Source organism: Pseudoalteromonas sp. RB2-MNA-CIBAN-0110 (assembly GCF_040309305.1).
Taxonomy (GTDB): Bacteria; Pseudomonadota; Gammaproteobacteria; order Enterobacterales; family Alteromonadaceae; genus Pseudoalteromonas; species Pseudoalteromonas arctica.
Genome location: NZ_JBEOOQ010000010.1, coordinates 42,455 through 59,191, shown reverse-complemented (window position 1 = coordinate 59,191; position 16,737 = coordinate 42,455). Strand labels below are relative to the sequence as shown.

The 16,737-nt window shown below is 39.4% G+C and carries 14 protein-coding genes and 1 pseudogene; 4 read left to right on the top strand and 11 right to left on the bottom strand.

The features are described 5' to 3' along the window. Positions 1-9 precede the first annotated feature (9 nt). The 6 genes from fliH to AAEY68_RS07320 all read right to left on the bottom strand — a co-directional run bounded on the left by fliH (position 10) and on the right by AAEY68_RS07320 (position 6,653). On the bottom strand, positions 10-816 hold the full coding sequence (gene fliH, locus AAEY68_RS07345) for a flagellar assembly protein FliH (protein WP_024589950.1): 807 nt from the start codon (positions 814-816) through the stop codon (positions 10-12). A gap of 3 nt (positions 817-819) precedes the next feature. Continuing rightward, on the bottom strand, positions 820-1,860 hold the full coding sequence (gene fliG / locus AAEY68_RS07340; RefSeq protein ID WP_007581881.1) for a flagellar motor switch protein FliG: 1,041 nt from the start codon (positions 1,858-1,860) through the stop codon (positions 820-822). Continuing rightward, the gene (gene fliF, locus AAEY68_RS07335; protein ID WP_350585747.1) at positions 1,853-3,568 is read right to left on the bottom strand and encodes a flagellar basal-body MS-ring/collar protein FliF; all 1,716 of its coding nucleotides are present in this window, start codon (positions 3,566-3,568) and stop codon (positions 1,853-1,855) included. Before fliF ends, fliG begins: the two co-directional genes overlap by 8 nt. Before the next feature lie 20 nt (positions 3,569-3,588). Further along, positions 3,589-3,921 carry a flagellar hook-basal body complex protein FliE gene (fliE, locus tag AAEY68_RS07330; RefSeq protein WP_007581879.1) on the bottom strand — a complete coding sequence of 111 codons (333 nt, stop codon included), beginning with the start codon at positions 3,919-3,921 and terminating at the stop codon, positions 3,589-3,591. A 156-nt stretch (positions 3,922-4,077) separates the two neighbouring features. After that, positions 4,078-5,544: a sigma-54-dependent transcriptional regulator gene (locus AAEY68_RS07325; RefSeq protein ID WP_350585746.1), complete on the bottom strand. Its 1,467-nt coding sequence runs from the start codon at positions 5,542-5,544 to the stop codon at positions 4,078-4,080. Beyond that, positions 5,541-6,653, bottom strand: a complete 1,113-nt coding sequence (locus tag AAEY68_RS07320; protein WP_007581877.1) for a sensor histidine kinase — start codon at positions 6,651-6,653, stop codon at positions 5,541-5,543. The genes AAEY68_RS07325 and AAEY68_RS07320 overlap by 4 nt, the downstream gene beginning before the upstream one ends. A 132-nt stretch (positions 6,654-6,785) precedes the next feature. On the opposite strand from AAEY68_RS07320, the gene AAEY68_RS07315 reads away from it, so the two are divergent. Beyond that, the gene (locus tag AAEY68_RS07315; protein WP_350585745.1) at positions 6,786-7,379 is read left to right on the top strand and encodes a DNA-3-methyladenine glycosylase I; all 594 of its coding nucleotides are present in this window, start codon (positions 6,786-6,788) and stop codon (positions 7,377-7,379) included. 337 nt (positions 7,380-7,716) lie between these two features. Here AAEY68_RS07315 and AAEY68_RS07310 read toward each other — a convergent pair whose 3' ends face one another. Then, positions 7,717-9,153, bottom strand: a complete 1,437-nt coding sequence (locus AAEY68_RS07310) for a sigma-54 dependent transcriptional regulator (RefSeq protein WP_350585744.1) — start codon at positions 9,151-9,153, stop codon at positions 7,717-7,719. 153 nt (positions 9,154-9,306) lie between these two features. Next, positions 9,307-10,092 (bottom strand): annotated as a pseudogene (locus AAEY68_RS07305) (flagellin N-terminal helical domain-containing protein). A 209-nt stretch (positions 10,093-10,301) separates the two neighbouring features. On the opposite strand from AAEY68_RS07305, the gene pseB reads away from it, so the two are divergent. The 3 genes from pseB to AAEY68_RS07290 all read left to right on the top strand — a co-directional run bounded on the left by pseB (position 10,302) and on the right by AAEY68_RS07290 (position 13,860). Next, positions 10,302-11,303, top strand: a complete 1,002-nt coding sequence (gene pseB, locus AAEY68_RS07300) for a UDP-N-acetylglucosamine 4,6-dehydratase (inverting) (RefSeq protein WP_350585743.1) — start codon at positions 10,302-10,304, stop codon at positions 11,301-11,303. 20 nt (positions 11,304-11,323) lie between these two features. Then, entirely contained in the window at positions 11,324-12,475 is a 1,152-nt protein-coding gene (pseC, locus tag AAEY68_RS07295) for a UDP-4-amino-4,6-dideoxy-N-acetyl-beta-L-altrosamine transaminase (RefSeq protein ID WP_350585756.1), read from the top strand. Positions 12,476-12,717: 242 nt separating this feature from the next. After that, positions 12,718-13,860 (top strand): Gfo/Idh/MocA family protein, encoded by a 1,143-nt coding sequence (locus AAEY68_RS07290; RefSeq protein ID WP_350585742.1) that lies wholly within the window; start codon positions 12,718-12,720, stop codon positions 13,858-13,860. A gap of 14 nt (positions 13,861-13,874) precedes the next feature. Here AAEY68_RS07290 and AAEY68_RS07285 read toward each other — a convergent pair whose 3' ends face one another. The 3 genes from AAEY68_RS07285 to AAEY68_RS07275 are packed head-to-tail and all read right to left on the bottom strand — an operon-like array spanning position 13,875 to position 16,733. Continuing rightward, positions 13,875-15,428, bottom strand: coding sequence for an AAC(3) family N-acetyltransferase (locus AAEY68_RS07285; protein ID WP_350585741.1), 1,554 nt, complete (start codon positions 15,426-15,428; stop codon positions 13,875-13,877). Beyond that, positions 15,412-15,657: an acyl carrier protein gene (locus AAEY68_RS07280; RefSeq protein ID WP_350585740.1), complete on the bottom strand. Its 246-nt coding sequence runs from the start codon at positions 15,655-15,657 to the stop codon at positions 15,412-15,414. The genes AAEY68_RS07285 and AAEY68_RS07280 overlap by 17 nt, the downstream gene beginning before the upstream one ends. Further along, on the bottom strand, positions 15,654-16,733 hold the full coding sequence (locus AAEY68_RS07275; protein WP_350585739.1) for an FkbM family methyltransferase: 1,080 nt from the start codon (positions 16,731-16,733) through the stop codon (positions 15,654-15,656). The genes AAEY68_RS07280 and AAEY68_RS07275 overlap by 4 nt, the downstream gene beginning before the upstream one ends. Positions 16,734-16,737: the final 4 nt, after the last annotated feature.

Below are 16,737 nucleotides of genomic sequence, written 5' to 3'. Positions count from 1 at the left end.
ATAAAATAGTTAGATACCACTATTATGCAAAAAACTATCCAACGTTTCTTTGACACGTGTTTTAAGGGTCATGTCGAGTGACGATTGCGCTGTTTTAACTTCACAGCCACCGCGTTCAAGAGTGGGTTCTGCCATTAATTGCCAGTTATTATCAATAATGGTTTGTTCGCCGTAGCTCTCTTTTATGAGTTCTAAGTCTTCGGGGTTTAAATGGATTCGTACTTTTTCTTGCTCCGCATTAAGTGAATCAATACTTTGCTTTAACGTATGTAAAATCACATCTGGCGATGTTTTTACTTCTTGATAAATAACAGCTTCCGCTAACATGCTAGCAAGTTGTACTAATTGCTTCTCGGCTTGTTCGTCCACTTTATCTAGCGGTGCAGTTAGCCCCTCTAAAATGGCTTTTAAACTTGTTAACTGCTCTTCAATTAATGGTTTTACATCTTCAAGGCCTTGTGTTTTACCTTGCTCTAAGCCTTCTTTGTAGCCTGCTTCTTTACCTTCGCCAACGCCTTTTTCAAAGCCGTCTATGTAGCCTTGCTCATGACCTTGTTTAAGGCCTTCTTCGTACGCGTCTTGTCTAATGCGTTCAAGCTCAACCATGGTAAGCGCAGGGAGTTCTGGTTCTTGTGGCTCATCAATAGGCATTTCTTCGGCTAATTCTTTTTTGTACAACTCACTAAGCGGTGTGCCGTAAGCCGTAGAGCGATTGCCAAAGCTGCTCTCATCTGGTGCTACATCTGGAATAGCCCAGTTTTTTAATAATTCATCGGCTTCATCAGCCCGAAGTGTGCGTCCTTTGAGTTTGCTCATGGTTTACAGGAACTCCTCGCCACCGCCGCCGCCCAGCTGAATTTCACCTGAGTCAGATAAACGACGCGCTGTTGATAAAATCTCTTTTTGCGCCGCCTCTACTTCGCTTATACGTACCGGTGCCATAGCTTCTAAATCATCAGCAAGCATTTCGGCTGCACGTTTAGACATATTGCCCAGTATTTTGTCTTTAAGCGCATCGTCGGTGCCCTTAATTGCTTTCATTAATACGTCTTGTTGTACTTCTCGTAGGATTGCTTGAATACCGCGGTCTTCAACATCCATTAAGTTTTCAAACACAAACATAAGATCTTGAATTTGCTGCGACATCTCTTCGTCATGTTCACGAATAGAGTCCATTAACTGCCCTTCTACGTTGGTATCTAGGTAGTTCATAATATCTGCAGCAGCTTTTAAGCCACCCATTTTAGCGGCTTGTGCACCTGCTTGGCCGGCAAATTGTTTTTCCATGATTTCGTTTAGCTCTTGCAGTGCTGCTGGCTGAACTTCTTCAAGGTTTGCAATACGCATGGTTAAATCTAAGCGCACTTTTTCAGGGAACTGAGCAATAATCTCAGCAGACTGCTCTGGCTCTAAGTACGATAATACAATGGTTTGAATTTGTGGATGCTCATTACGAATAATGTTTGCTACCTGCTTAGAGTCCATCCATTTTAATGAATCCAAACCTTTAGCGCCTGAGCCCATAACAATTTGGTCAATAAGGCTAGCGGCTTTGTCTTCACCAAGTGCTGCTGTAAGCGCTTTTTTAATAAAGTCTTCTGACTGAAAACCAATGGTACTAAAGCTTTGAATTTGTTCTATAAACAAGTTGTGTACAGCGCTAATCTTAGCTTGTGATAAGTCCTGTAACCCAGCCATCGCCATACCCACTTTTTGCACCTGTTTAGGTTCTAAGTGTTTAAGGATTTGCGCGGCATCTTCTTCTGATAAACTCAAAAGTAATATAGCGGCTTTATCTACCCCATCTAGCTTATCAACATCAAAGGCTGGCGGGAGTTGTTTTTGTTCTTGATCAGTCATCTTCTGTTAACCACGCTTTGACTACTTGTGATGATAGTTCTGGTTCGTTAGCTACAAGGGCACGAATTGCTTTAAGTAAATCTTCGTCGCCATGTAAATCCGGTAACTGCAGTGTACCATCACTTGAGAAACCAACCGAAGCAGAATCAAAGTCTTTATTTAGCATATCAAGCGTGTTGTCGCCAATATCTACGCCTGAACTTAATGCATCTTCGTCGTATTCTTCTAGTGTATCGTCTGGGTAAATTAAGCGCTTAAGCATTGGTTTTACTACTGCCATTATCAATACAATGATAACTAAGGCGCCTAATACAAGGCGGGCTATTTTCATAAACCAGTCTTGTTCCCACAGTGGCACTTCTATTGCTAAATTTGTTTCTTCACGTACAAACGGCACTGTCACTACTTCAAGTGCATCACCACGTTGCATATCAAAACCTACACCACCTTGTAGTAAGCGACGAATATTTGACAATGCCTCTACCGAACGTGGAGTCATGGTTGTTTCGCCGTTTTCTCCCACTTTAGCAATGTAGTCAACAGCAACTGATACGCTTATTCTACGTATTACACCACTTTGCTGGCGCTTATGAGAAATTGTAGTGTCGAGTTCATAATTACGCGTGGCTTCTTTGTGGCTGCGTGTTGGTGATGTAGCTGTGCCTGCACCACCTTGCCCCGCAACCTCAGGAATGTTCGAGTTTAACGGTGGCTGATTTGTAAGTGCACCTGGAATACCAACAGCTAGGCCGCCAATGTTATTTTCTTCAAATGTGGTTTCGCTTCTAACCGCTGGTAGGTCTGGGTTATAACGCTTTTGAGTTTCCTCAATCGAGCTAAAGTCCATACTCAAATCAACTTGAGCTGTATAGTTTGCAAGCCCAACAACCGGTATTAAAATACTGTCTATTTTTTCAAGGTACTCTTGTTCGCGCTTACGTTCTAAATCGTATTCTTTACGAGAGCGTGCTGCTAATGAGCTTTGCGAACCTGAATTTAGTAATCGACCATTTTGATCGGTAACAGTAACTCGCATAGGCTCTAAACCCTGTACTGCTGAAGCAATCATATCAACAACAGAGTCTACTTCTTCACGGTCGAGTGAGCGACCACGCTTAAGCGTTAATACAACAGTTGCTGATGGTTTTTTCTCTCTACGCGCAAATACGTTTTCTTTAGGAATAGCTAACAATACTTTGGCGCGAGTAATGTTGTTAAGTTCTTCAATGGTGCGTGCTAACTGCTGTTCTCGACCATGTTTTAGGCGTTCGCGCTCTAAGCGTTGGCTTACACCAAAGCCCATATCTTGCATAATTATATCAGAGCCAGATGCAGGGCCTTGATCTAACCCTTCGCGGGTCATTAACAATTTAATGTTTTGGTATTCGCTTTCATCAACCGATACAACGTTGCCATCTAGTTGATATTCAATTTGTTGCGCATCTAAAAAGTCGAGCGTTTGAATCAGCTCTTCAGTTTGCATTTTGCCTAACGGGCGCATATCTGGCTGACGAGCCCAAATAATAATAAAAATCGCGATAGCTAAACAAATAGCCAATGCTATAACCAATGTTACTTGGCGCAATACATCAACACCATTTAAAGCACTTAAGTAGCCTGACTTTTGTTCTTGTTGATCATCACCACCACTTTGGTCAATACCGCCACCAGCAAGTGCTAGGTCTGTAGATTGGTTAGATTGCGCCACAATAATTCTCCACTACCTAATTAAACAGGCATGTTCATGATTTCTTTATAAGCTTCAACAAGTTTATTACGAACCTGTACTGTAGCCTCAAAAGCAACTGACGATTTTTGAGAAGCAATCATCGCTTCAGCAAGCGATACACTTCGATCACCCATCTCAACTGCTGTTACTTTTTGCGCGGCATCTTGTTGTAATCCATGCACTGAATTTAGTGCATCACTTAGCATGTCGCCAAACTGGGAAGTAGAAGTAGGTTGAACTTGAGTCGGCAATTTATTTATTTGATTATTACGGCCGGCTTCTAAAGCCATTGATTGCATTTCTTGAAATACAGCACTGTTTTGAATTTTCATAATTTATCTCTGACACGCAGTGAACTCTTACAAGTAATAAAGCACAAAGCATGCCAAATAATTAATCATTAAAATACAATAGGTTAACTTTGATTTGTGTTAGTCAGAGTTTTGACAACCCTAAGTTCGCAGCGCAAACTTAGGGTTTATAGGAGGTTATGCAGGAAGTGAAATACCTAAATCGCGCATTTGTGCTAGTTTATAACGTAAAGTTCGTGGGCTTATGCCTAACGTTTCGGCAACGTCTTTACGCTTGCCTTGGCAACGTGCAAGGGTTTCTAAAATAATGCGATGCTCTTTGTCTTTAAGCTCATCTTTATAGCTACCGGTATCTGCCGCTAGTAAACCTTGCTTAGGCTCATCCTCGGCATGCGATTTTTCATCATAATATGCAGAGCTTAGCGTGCTTTTATCAACGCCTTTATCTGCGTGAGCTAATTCTGTTGGCGATACTGTTTGCGCTGGTGCCAATGATGGCTCCATAACAAAGTTATTAGATACTAAGTTTTCGATAAAAATAGCATGCTCGTTTATTGTGTTACCCGTGCGCAGTATAAGCGCACGTTGTATAACGTTATCAAGCTCGCGCACATTACCAGGCCATGCATGAGCCAGTAACTTTTGCTCGGCAGCTTTATCTAAATACGCCATAGGCTCTTTGCTTTTACTTATATGGCGCTCAATTAAATGCTTAGCCAATACAATAATATCGCCTGGGCGTTGGCACAATGGTCGCCACATTAGTGGAAAAACATTAAGCCTGTAATATAAATCTTCTCTAAACTGATTTTCAGACACGGCTTCTTTTAAATCACGATTACTGGTTGCCAAAATACGTACATCGAGCTGGATTGTTTTACGACCCCCTAAACGCTCTACTTCACGCTCTTGCAGCACGCGTAAAAGTTTAGCTTGTAGCCCTAAGTCCATCTCAGTAATTTCATCAAGTAAAATAGTACCGCCTTGTGCTTGCTCAAACTTACCCGGACATGCTTGAATCGCGCCCGTAAAAGCTCCTTTTTCGTAACCAAATAACGTGGCTTCGAGCATATTTTCAGGAATTGCCGCGCAGTTAATCGCCACAAATGGCTCATTACATCGGCTCGACTTATCATGAATATAACGAGCAAGTACTTCCTTACCTGAACCACTTGGGCCAAGTACCATCACACTTGCATCAGAGCGTGCTACTTTACTCGCAAGCTCCAATAATTGAATACTAGTTGGGTCAGCAACAATAGGTCCGTCGGTTTCTTTTGCTTTTTCAGGCAAATAACGACTCACCATATTTAACAGCACTTCAGGTGCAAATGGTTTAGCCATGTAGTCAATTGCACCTAGGCGCATGGCTTCTACCGCATCGTCAATTGTGGCGTACGCCGTCATCATCAATACAGGTAAATCAGGGTGGTTTAATTTAATACTGCGTAGTAAATCCAGTCCACTCATTGCGCCCATTTGCACGTCGCTTACAACAAGCGAAAATTGATCTTTTTTAAGCAGTAACATTGCTTGCTCAGCACTGTTGGCTGCAACACATTCAATACCCGAAATTTCAAGGGTATCTATTAAGGCTTCACGAAGCCCTGCGTCATCTTCGACAACTAAAATAGTGTTACTCATAATGACCCCTCTAGTTTAGATGTTGCTTTAATAGGCAGTAACAAACTAAAGCAGGCACCACCCTGCGTATTATTGGTCACATCAACACGACCTTGGTGCGCACTAGCAACCGAACTCACTACAGCAAGCCCTAAACCTGTGCCCTGACTTTTTGTAGTAAAAAATGGTTCAAAAATTTTATCGCTTTGGCTTAAATCAACACCTGGGCCATTGTCGCTCACACTAATACGAACCATATCTAAATCTTTTAAATCTCTTTGTGCGCTAATTTTTACTTTTGCACCGCCGCCAATAACTTGAATACTATTGTGCACAAGATTTTGAATAGCACTGGCCAATGCCGTTTTATTACCGACTATTTGTATATCTGGCTCTGGTAAGCTTACATCCAGCTCACTTTCATTAAGTGCGACCATCGCATCAGCGCCCGCTTTAACTTCTGTTAAAAGCTGCTGCATTGAAACTTGCTCAACAACTTGCTGATCGCCACTTTTAGCAAATAACAGCATGTCGTTTACTTGAGTTTCTAAATCTTTTAAACGCGACATTAACTTTGTTTGAAAGTTATCGCGAGATGCTTCGGGTAAGCGCTTTGATCCTAAATTAGCGGCGTAAAGCATAGCGGCTGAGAGCGGTGTACGGACTTGATGCGCCAGTGACGCAACCATTTTACCCAGCGCGCTTAATCGCTGCATATGTGCAACACGTTTTTGTAAACGGCGAGTTTCGGTTAAATCCGTCATTAAAATAAGTTGCCCAGGCTCTGGTGCTAAAGCGGTAATATCAAGCTTTATTAGGCGCCCGTCTTTTAAAGACACTTCGTGGCCATCATCTTGATGCGGCCTAAAAGAGCGCTGAATAACATTAAACCAGCGTTCGCCTTCAAGTGGCTCGCCAAGCATATCAATCGCTATTTGATTCGCTTTTGCAATCAACCCTTTGCCATCAAGTACAACCACGCCTGCTGGCATGGTATCGACCAAATGCGAAAGCCAACTTGCTTGCTTGCGCAGATCGCTTAATTCACCAATGTACTCCTCTTGAAGTAAACATGGGTTATACTGATTTGCAGAAAAAAACTGTGGTTTTAGCACGCTAGCAAGGGCCATAATCAAATCTCGAATTGATGTAGATACATGTCTAAATGCACGATTTATACCAAAATTTATTTACATACTTATCATTAAGTTACATCAATAATTTGAGTGACATAAAAATGACGCACGCAAAAAGGAATAATAATGAGTGAGCAAATAAAGTGCCGTTGCCCGTGGCTCGACACCACTAAACCCGACTACGTTATTTACCATGATGAAGAATGGGGCGTCCCCCTTTATGATGATACAAAGCTGTTTGAATTTATCACTCTTGAATCCGCGCAAGCCGGCTTAAGCTGGTACACAATTTTAAAAAAACGCAGCGGTTACAAAAAAGCATTTGCTAATTTTGATGTAGATAAAGTGGCACAATTCACACAAGATGATATTGAGAGACTAATGCTTAATGAGGGTATTGTGCGTAACCGATTAAAAATTGCGGCAACCGTCAACAACGCTAAACGCTTTATAGAAATACAAGAAGAATTTGGAAGTTTTAGTAACTACCAATGGCAGCTTGTGGGTAATGAACCGATTATAAGTAATTTAAATAACGCTGAGGACTACCCTGCAATTACAGAGGCATCAACTGCATTTGCTAAAGATTTAAAAAAGCGGGGTTTTAAGTTTTTAGGCCCAACCACGGTTTACGCTCATATGCAGGCCTGCGGTATGGTTAACGATCACAGTAATGATTGTTTTAGAAAAGAAGAAATTATTAAGACTTTTAGTGGGTAAGTGATTTATAACCATAAAAGTGATTTGTTCACAAAGAGGTTAAGAGACGCTGCGCTTTAGAGAAGTAAAGCGTGAGTTGACTATGGTTTCTCATTTACCTTCGTTTTTCTCTTTGTGAAATAACGTTTTATTTAAATGATTAAAAGTCTTGTTTTTCACGCGAGCAAGTCTAGCTTCTACAACAAAAGTAAAAACTGTGTAGGTGCGAATTTACTTCGCGCTCTTGCTAATATTTTTAAGTAAAGTGCGGTATAAAACCGCACCTACAAAACGAGGGGTTATTTATCTACTGTGTTTGGCCAATTTATAACTTAACACTGACAGCTGCTTTTAAACCTTAATCTCGTGAAAGATTATACTTTTTCATTTTCTCAACAAGTGTTGTTCTGCGAACACCTAGTATTTCTGCAGCACGCGCTACAACGTAATCATAGCGCTCTAACGCTTGGTTTATTAAGCTAATTTCAAGTTCGGCTAAATAATCTTTAAGTTCAATACCATCATCTGGCAATAGCCCACTACCCGTTTGGCTAAACTCAGCATCGGGCTCACTTTCATAATCACTAAAACCTGTGCTAAATATGTCGTTAAAGGCATCTTTTTCCATTAACTCTTCAGGGTATTCTGGCTCGTAGGCTTCAACTTCAATGTAACGATATTTGTTAGGTAAGTCGGGAATATCAACTACTTTTTCAGGGAACATAATAACCATACGTTCCACTAAGTTAGCAAGCTCACGAATATTACCAGGCCAAGCATGTTCCTTTAAACTTTCAATTGCGCGCTCAGTAAATTTAGCCGTACTACCCGTTTGCTCATTTACGCGACGCATTAACTCTTTTAAAAGCAGCGGTATATCATCAGCACGCTCACTTAGCGATGGGTTTTCGATAGGAAATACATTTAAACGGTAATATAAATCCTCCCTAAAACTCCCCTCTTCAATCATATTTTCGAGATTGCGATGCGTAGCTGCAATAACGCGTACATCAGCCTGAATAGCCTTTGTACCGCCAACACGTTCATAACTTCGCTCTTGCAATACCCGCAGCAACTTTACTTGCATTTGCAGTGGCATATCGCCAATTTCATCTAAAAATAGCGTTCCACCTTGCGCTAGTTCAAACCGCCCTTTACGAGCCGATATAGCACCAGTAAACGCGCCTTTTTCGTGGCCAAATAGTTCACTTTCGAGCAGTTCCGCTGGAATAGCACCACAGTTAACAGGTACAAACGGTCCATTAATACGCTTTGAAAGCAAGTGTACATTACGGGCAACCACTTCTTTACCTGTGCCTGACTCACCTAAAATTAAAACATTAGCGTCGGTTTTTGCCACTTGTTCAATTAAAAAGCGAACATCTTTTACGGCCTCTGTTTCACCAACAAGTCCATCAAAAATTTTATGTGGTTTAGTATGCTTATGTTCATTAGGCAGCATACGTTGATACTGCTGGCAATCATGAAGTAACTGAGTTGTCACTTCGTGATTAAATGGCTCGCAAATAAGCCCCACCACATTAGCTATACTTAATAGTGGTTTTAGCGTTTCGCCAATTAACATAAAGGGTAATGTTGGATAGCGTTTAATTAAGCTTTCGTGGTCAAGTGATTGCAACGCTCCTAAAATAATCATGCATTCTTGTTGCTGATATTTTTTGCACTCTTGCTCAAAGCTTTCTTCGCTTAATAGCTCAGAAGCTTCACCAATAAAGCTAAGTGAAGCATTTAATCCTATTGCGCGGTTGTTATTATTATCTAAAATCAAGATCATATTTAGCGAGCCGTACTTTCACTAATTTGTATAATTAGTTAAATTGTAAGCCAGTTCAGCATGGATGCAAGCGATAGCGGCAGTTTTTTGACATAAACGCCAAAAAACAGACGGATTGGTTAACTTAATAATACTTAATGATTAATTATTAAGTTAGAGTAAACTCAAAATAGACTCAGCAGATTGATTAGCTTGTCCACGAAGAGCAATAGATGCATTCGTCAAAATATCGTTTGAGACTTGTTGTGAAATTGCTTGCGCATAATCGGTATCTTGAATTCGACTTTTACTTGCAGCAATATTTTCCTGCTGCGTCCCTGAACCTTTAATGGTACTTGCCAACGTATTTTGAAATGCACCTAACTTAGCACGCTGTGTATTAATTTCGTCGCTCGCTTGATCACTAATATCAATAGCAGCTTGTGCGCCTGCTTGAGTTGAAATATCAATCGTTGCAATCGCAGCAGCAAAGCTACCGTCGGAAGGTGTAGTTTTTTGTGTTGTATTGGCATCTGGCCCCACTTGAAACGACACTGACTGACCATCGAACAAAGGCTTACCGCCAAAAGACGCGCTTTCAAACGTCTCTGTAATTTGACTTTGTAACTGCACCACTTATTCTTGTAATGCAGCACGATCATTATCACTTAACGCACCATTCCCCGCCTGAAGAGACAATTCCCGAATACGTGACACTGCATCATTAACCCCAGATAAACTTGACTCCGTCACTTGCGAATAAGAGATACCGTCGTAAGCATTGCGAACAGCTTGCCCATAACCATCTTGTTGGGAGGTTAGCCGGTCAATAATTTGTAATGCCGCGGCGTCATCCGCCGCAGAGTTTACTTTTTTACCGGTAGCGAGTTGCTCTAAAAGTTTATTTCCTGTTTGCTGCGTATTATTAAAAAAATTAGCAGCTGGTGATTGAATTTTCATAACAGGCTCCCACACACTGAATGGTTGAATTATAGCTTAATTTGCCAAATTTTGTACTTTGTACCATGTTTAAACTAAATTAACTTGGCATCGTGCTTGCTAACCTACTCTGTTAATAGGTAAAGTACTGAGCAGTGTATTAAATTTCACTTTTTGCGTATTTAATTTTTACTATAACTACGCCAATGATAAATAACTTGGGTAACATTATGTTCGATAACAAAACAATTTTAATTACCGGTGGTACCGGATCATTCGGTAAAAAATACGTAAAAACGTTACTTGAACGATACAAACCAAAAAAAATAATTATTTTCTCTCGTGATGAGCTGAAACAATTTGAAATGCAGCAAGACTTTGATCAACCATGTATGCGCTATTTTATCGGTGATGTACGCGATAAAGACCGTTTACGCCGCGCAATGCGTGGGGTCAACTATGTAATTCATGCAGCTGCTTTAAAGCAAGTCCCTGCGGCTGAATACAATCCAATGGAATGTATTAAAACTAATATAAATGGTGCTGAAAACGTGATTGATGCAGCACTGGACAACAATGTTGAAAAAGTCATTGCGCTTTCAACTGACAAAGCGGCCAACCCTATTAACTTATATGGCGCCACTAAATTGGCGTCAGATAAGCTTTTTGTAGCCGCTAATAATATTGCTGGTGGTAATCGCACCACATTTTCAGTTGTTCGTTACGGCAATGTGGTTTGTTCGCGAGGCTCTGTAGTGCCCATTTTTCAAAAGTTTATTGATGAAGGTCGCGACCATATTCCAATTACTCATGAAGAGATGACACGTTTTTGGATCAACCTTCAGCAAGGTGTCGACTTTGTATTGACCAATTTCGAGCGTATGCTTGGTGGCGAAATTTTTGTGCCAAAGATTCCATCGATTCGCATCACTGACTTAGCAAAAGCAATGGCCCCTGATTTACCCATTAAGGTAATAGGCATTCGTCCGGGTGAAAAACTGCATGAAGTGATGTGCCCACAAGATTTATGCTTCGAAACATATGAATATCAAGACCACTATGTCATCGCTCCAGGAATTAGATTTAGTAGCCGCAGTAATGACTTTACAGTAAATGCATTGGGTGAAAAGGGTAAAAAAGTTGCTCAGGGTTTTGAATATAACTCACTAGATAACTCGGACTATATGAACATTGAAGAAATTAAACACTTCAATGTCCAAGCGCTTTTATAAAGTTTATTATGGCAAACAAAATAATTCCCTACGGTAGGCAAAATATTTCACAAGATGACATTAATGCCGTAATTGATGTATTAAAATCTGATTGGTTAACACAAGGTCCTGCTGTACCGGCATTTGAAAATGCAATTGCTGAGTATTGTGGTGCTCACTATGCTTGTGCGGCTAACAGTGCCACTTCAGCCTTGCATATTGCTTGTCTTGCTTTAGGTGTTGGTGAAGGTGATATTGTATGGACCTCGCCAATCTCATTTGTCGCGTCCAGTAATTGCGCACTTTATTGTGGAGCAGAAGTAGACTTTGTTGATATTGAGCTTGAAACAGGCAATATGTCTGTTGCAGCCCTTCAAGAAAAACTAGCAATTGCCAAACAAAACAATCGACTCCCCAAGGCTGTGATCCCAGTCCATTTAGCAGGGCAATCATGTGATATGCAGATCATTGCGAAGCTTGCCAAACAGTACAATTTCAAAGTAATAGAAGATGCCTCTCATGCTATCGGCGCCAAATATAAAGACAAGCCAGTTGGTAGCTGTGAATACTCAGATATAACCGTTTTTAGCTTTCATCCCGTCAAAATCATCACTTCAGCTGAAGGTGGCATGGCTGTAACGAACAGTGCAGAGCTTGATAAAAGAATGAAGCGCTTACGCAGTCATGGCATTACTAATCATCCTGAAGAAATGACTGAGCCAAGTCATGGTCCTTGGTATTATCAACAGTTAGAGCTTGGTTTTAATTATAGAATGACTGATATGCAAGCTGCTTTGGGGTTGAGTCAGTTAAAGCAACTAAATAACTTTGTAACAGTGCGGAATGACATTGCGAAAACATACAATCATGCGTTTGCAAATTCAGATATAGTACACTTAACACAATCTGATAATTGCTACTCTAGCTACCATTTGTATGTTGTCCGTTTAACTCGATCTGGCATAGCAAAGCATAAATCCATAATTACAAGCATGCGCGAACAAGGTATTATCGCTCATCTGCATTATATACCTATCCATTTACAGCCTTACTATCAAACCTTGGGCTTTTCTGAAGGCGATTTTCCTAATGCTGAAACATACTACAAACAGGCTGTTACGATTCCTCTGTATCCAACTATGACAGCATACGAGCAGCAACTCGTTACAAATATATTGATTGGTTTACTATGAAGCTAGCTTTAAGCACATTGCAATTTAGTCTTGTATCATTATGTCTATAGAATTGTTACCAAAGCAATACAGAATTAAAACAAATTTTAGAGGCCTATCAGAGCAGTGTGTAAGTCTCTCACGAAAAAAAATAACAGTAAACTATTCAAGGCTCACTAATCCAGTAAATTAGAAACTATAATTTAGTTTAGAAAAACTATTGATTACCGATGAATGGCTATGATCAAAAGGCAGGTATATCTATGAATGACAACAATAAACAATTAAAACTTGCCTTTATTGGCGGTGGCAATAACTCAGCTGTAGGCTATGTCCACTTCGCCGCAAGTCAACTCGATAACAAGTTTGCAGTTGTTGCAGGTGCTTTTTCAAGGGACCCAGATGAAAATCGTGCAACAGCGCAAAGGTGGGGAGTTTCAAAACAGCATTTATACAACAATTGGGAAGAGCTTGTAGAGCAAGAGAAAGACCATGTTGATGCATTTGTTATACTGACACCAACACCTCACCATATCAAAGTAATAACCAAGCTTCTGAGAGCGAATTTACCTATTATTTGCGAGAAAGCCCTTGTTACTGGCCCTACTGAAGTCGCTGAAATTGAAGCCTGCTACGATAAAAACAAACACTTTTTAGCTGTTACATACAACTACAGTGGCTACGCTATGGTGAGGGAGTTGAAACATCTCGTAAAGCAAGGTGCTCTTGGCACCATCCAAAAAATTCATCTTGAAATGCCACAAGAAGGGTTCAGAAGGCCGCCGGATATTGCAGGTAGATCGTCGATGCCACAAGCATGGCGTTTAAAAGATTTTGAAGTGCCAACCATCTGCTTAGATTTAGGGGTGCATTTACACCACCTCTCAACATACTTACTAGAAATAGAACCAACTGAAACAATTGCACAATTTACTAACCATTCTCAATATCCAAATTTAATTGATGATGTAAATATGTTGCTGAACTATCCAAATAACATAAGGGGTAGTATGTGGATGTCAAAAACGGCTATTGGCCACCGAAATGGACTACAAATCAGAATATATGGTGATAAAGGGAGCGCTCGTTGGTTTCAGCTAAACCCAGATGAATTAGAGTTAAACTACAATAACGGCCGCAGAGAAATTCTAGATAGAGCTGGACAGTGTGAGTACGCTAACCAGTTTAGATATAACCGAATGAAACCTGGACACCCGGCAGGGTTCGTTGAAGCCTTCTCAAATCTTTATAGTGACATTCATATGGAATTATCATTATTTAAAGCTGGAGAAAGGAAAAATAAAGACTATGTATTTGGGTTAGAACAAGCAAGCCACGGACTTAACTTGTTCTTAGCTGCAAAACTCTCTGTTATATCTGGGTCTTGGGAACAGATCGAAGTATAGCTTCTCAAGACATTTTAGATTAATACTATTTTAAAATTATAGTTTTGTTTAATAAGACTATCTTTTGTAGCTGGGTTATATCCACACATATCCCAGCCACACCATTTAGAGTCTTTTGACGCACAAAGCAAATTGATTTCTTGATTTAACTCTAGCTCTTGCCGATGTTCAGCAATCCAAGCGACCATTGCTGTCTCATGGCTTACGACTAAGGTACAAAAAGTGGAGTCTTTTAATTTTCTTAACTTTAATTCGTACAATTCTCTGCTCTGATGAAAATCAGTTGCATTAATTACATATATATACTTAAAAGATCCTCTTTTAAAAGCAACCTTTGCATGTGAAAAGTAAGTCCCACAACTTAACTTAACGCTGTACATTTCATCTTCTTGAATAAGCTTTGGTTCTATTATCAACTCCCAATCACGTTCTATATATCTAGGAAACTTGCTTTTGATATTGATATGTTTTTTTAGATTAAAGCCAGTGACCTCCCCTTCAAAACTTTGACTATAAGGAGTAATTGAATTTGTATTTATTGATAACTTACGACCAAGAGAATCAGTTAATGAAACACTGGAACAATACCAAGCTTCAGGAACTATATGATCAAATGCATTCAAACCTGTGTCGAATTCAAGCAATTCAAAATTAAATTTATCCGAAATTGATATAACTAACTCATTTATAAAATAAGTTATTGCTTCGCACTTAGCAAAGTCATTATAAGGAATATTACAACGCATAAGCTCTAACAATTTAACATCGCAATCACTTCCTTTAGCTAAGGCCCATCTATCTCCCCTAAGCTTATTCATCACAAAGTTAAAGTATTCATCATAACTAGCTTTATAAATTCTTCCTCGACCCAATGTGGCATAATTCCAGATCCCTACACCTTCTGCCTCTAAACCAACTGAGTGTGCATTTGCAGTTGCTTCAGCACTAATAAGTGGAACACTATAAAGCCATTGCTTTATTTTTTTTGAATCGCGGTAGAGCCCAGAAAAAAGCTTGTCATACCTAAATGGTACTTTAGCCAAATAATCGGCATAGTGGATGAAAGCGGTCCAGTTAGGCCCTAAACCTAAATTCAAACAAATTACGTTATTTCCTAACAGTCTTTCAAAAAAACAGTCGTGACCATAAGACGTAGGGGTTAAATTTTCTATTAATGCCGAAGCAGGTCCTTTAATTGCAACCGACATAAAAGGATCACCACTTCTGATAACGTCGTCTTGATGCCGAAAAAATTCAGGAAAAGGTCCAATTTCAGCTTTGATATCTTGTGTATCAAATATAACAGGTGACGTAACCGTATGTTTACCAAATGTGTAAGAGTAAGTAGGCACAATAATGCTGCCAATTTCTCCTACACATTCGCATAAGCTTAAGTAAAAAGCTTCATTGATATCATCCAAGCTTTTTGCATTTTCTAAAAAACCAAACATTCCAAGCGAGGTCGTCACAAATACAGCATCACCTTTTTTTATGCCACAATTTTGAAGACTTTCAAGTATGTCTTTTTTTATATAGCTACTCTTCATCTTATTATTTTTTGCTATCAATAATTAATGCCAAACCACCTAATGTTCTAAATTCCTCTGACTGAGTGTTATCAGGAGTTAGCTCAATATCAAACTCTTCTTCTATTTCCATAATAAACTGCATCAAACCAAAAGAATCGATTATACCTGCATCTAAAAAACGAAATGCATGGTAATCAACCTCTTCAATTTCACTAAGGTTTGCTCTTTGTACTAAAAGTTCGACTAATTGTTGTAATGTTTCTTTCATTTTTTTGGTACCGCATAAAAAATAGTTTCAAAACCCCAATGGCCTTCATGTCTGATGTAATAATTATATCCATCCCCAACAAAACTATTTATAAGCATAGGTATTTCCCATAAATCATCAGGGTTATGATACACGGATAAAGAAAGAGTTGGTAAGTAACTGGCAATAAAGCTCCTAGCTTCACTTAAAGCTTTATAATCAGCCCCTTCAATATCCATTTTAATTACATTTGGTTGCTGTTCAAATAATAACTTTGAGAAGTCCAACCTGTTCACTACTTTATCATTCAATAAGATGCTTGCTTCATCGACTGCTATAACTTGTGTATCTGAGCTTTTACCTCTGAGGACTAAAACAACATCTTCAGGTAAGCCCACTGCTCCGTTGTAGATTTTCGTGATCTTAGTAAGACCTAGTCCTTCAATATTAAGCTTTAAATCTTTAATGTTTTTATCATTAACTTCAATACAAGCATATGATTCAAGAGAATCACGGTAATTACGTGCAAATACTTCTAATGTATCTCCATTAAAAGCACCAACGTCCATAACTCGTAATTTCTTTTCTTTATACAAATTGGGAATATTCGGAGGAAAATACATATCATAGCACTCTGGAAATATATAAGTACTTTGGCTAGGTGATTGCCTAAATTCAACTAATCGACGAACAATTGATTTACTCTCATTATCAGTTAACATACCGCTAAGTATTTTTATTTTATCTATATTAATTTGAGATTCTCTCGGTTTTTTTCTATAGTTGAGCCCATCCACTGACATATCCAATAAACTATTGTTAAGTATATCGAATACATCATAAGTGTTAATCACCCATTGAAAGCCAGAGCCTTTGAGTATCTCTTCTAAATTTGGATACCCCAGTAAACAATTAAAAACAGGTTTACTTTTATCTATATCAGGGTTATCAGGCTTCAATATTGAAATACCCATAAAATTATCAACATCGCTATTTTGATCAATTATGGCCAGTGGAGGTGCTTTTAATAATTGCCTTGGCAGTAGAGCTCGACAATAATTATTAAACCCGTACAAGTAATAATCTGATAAGTCCATAAAA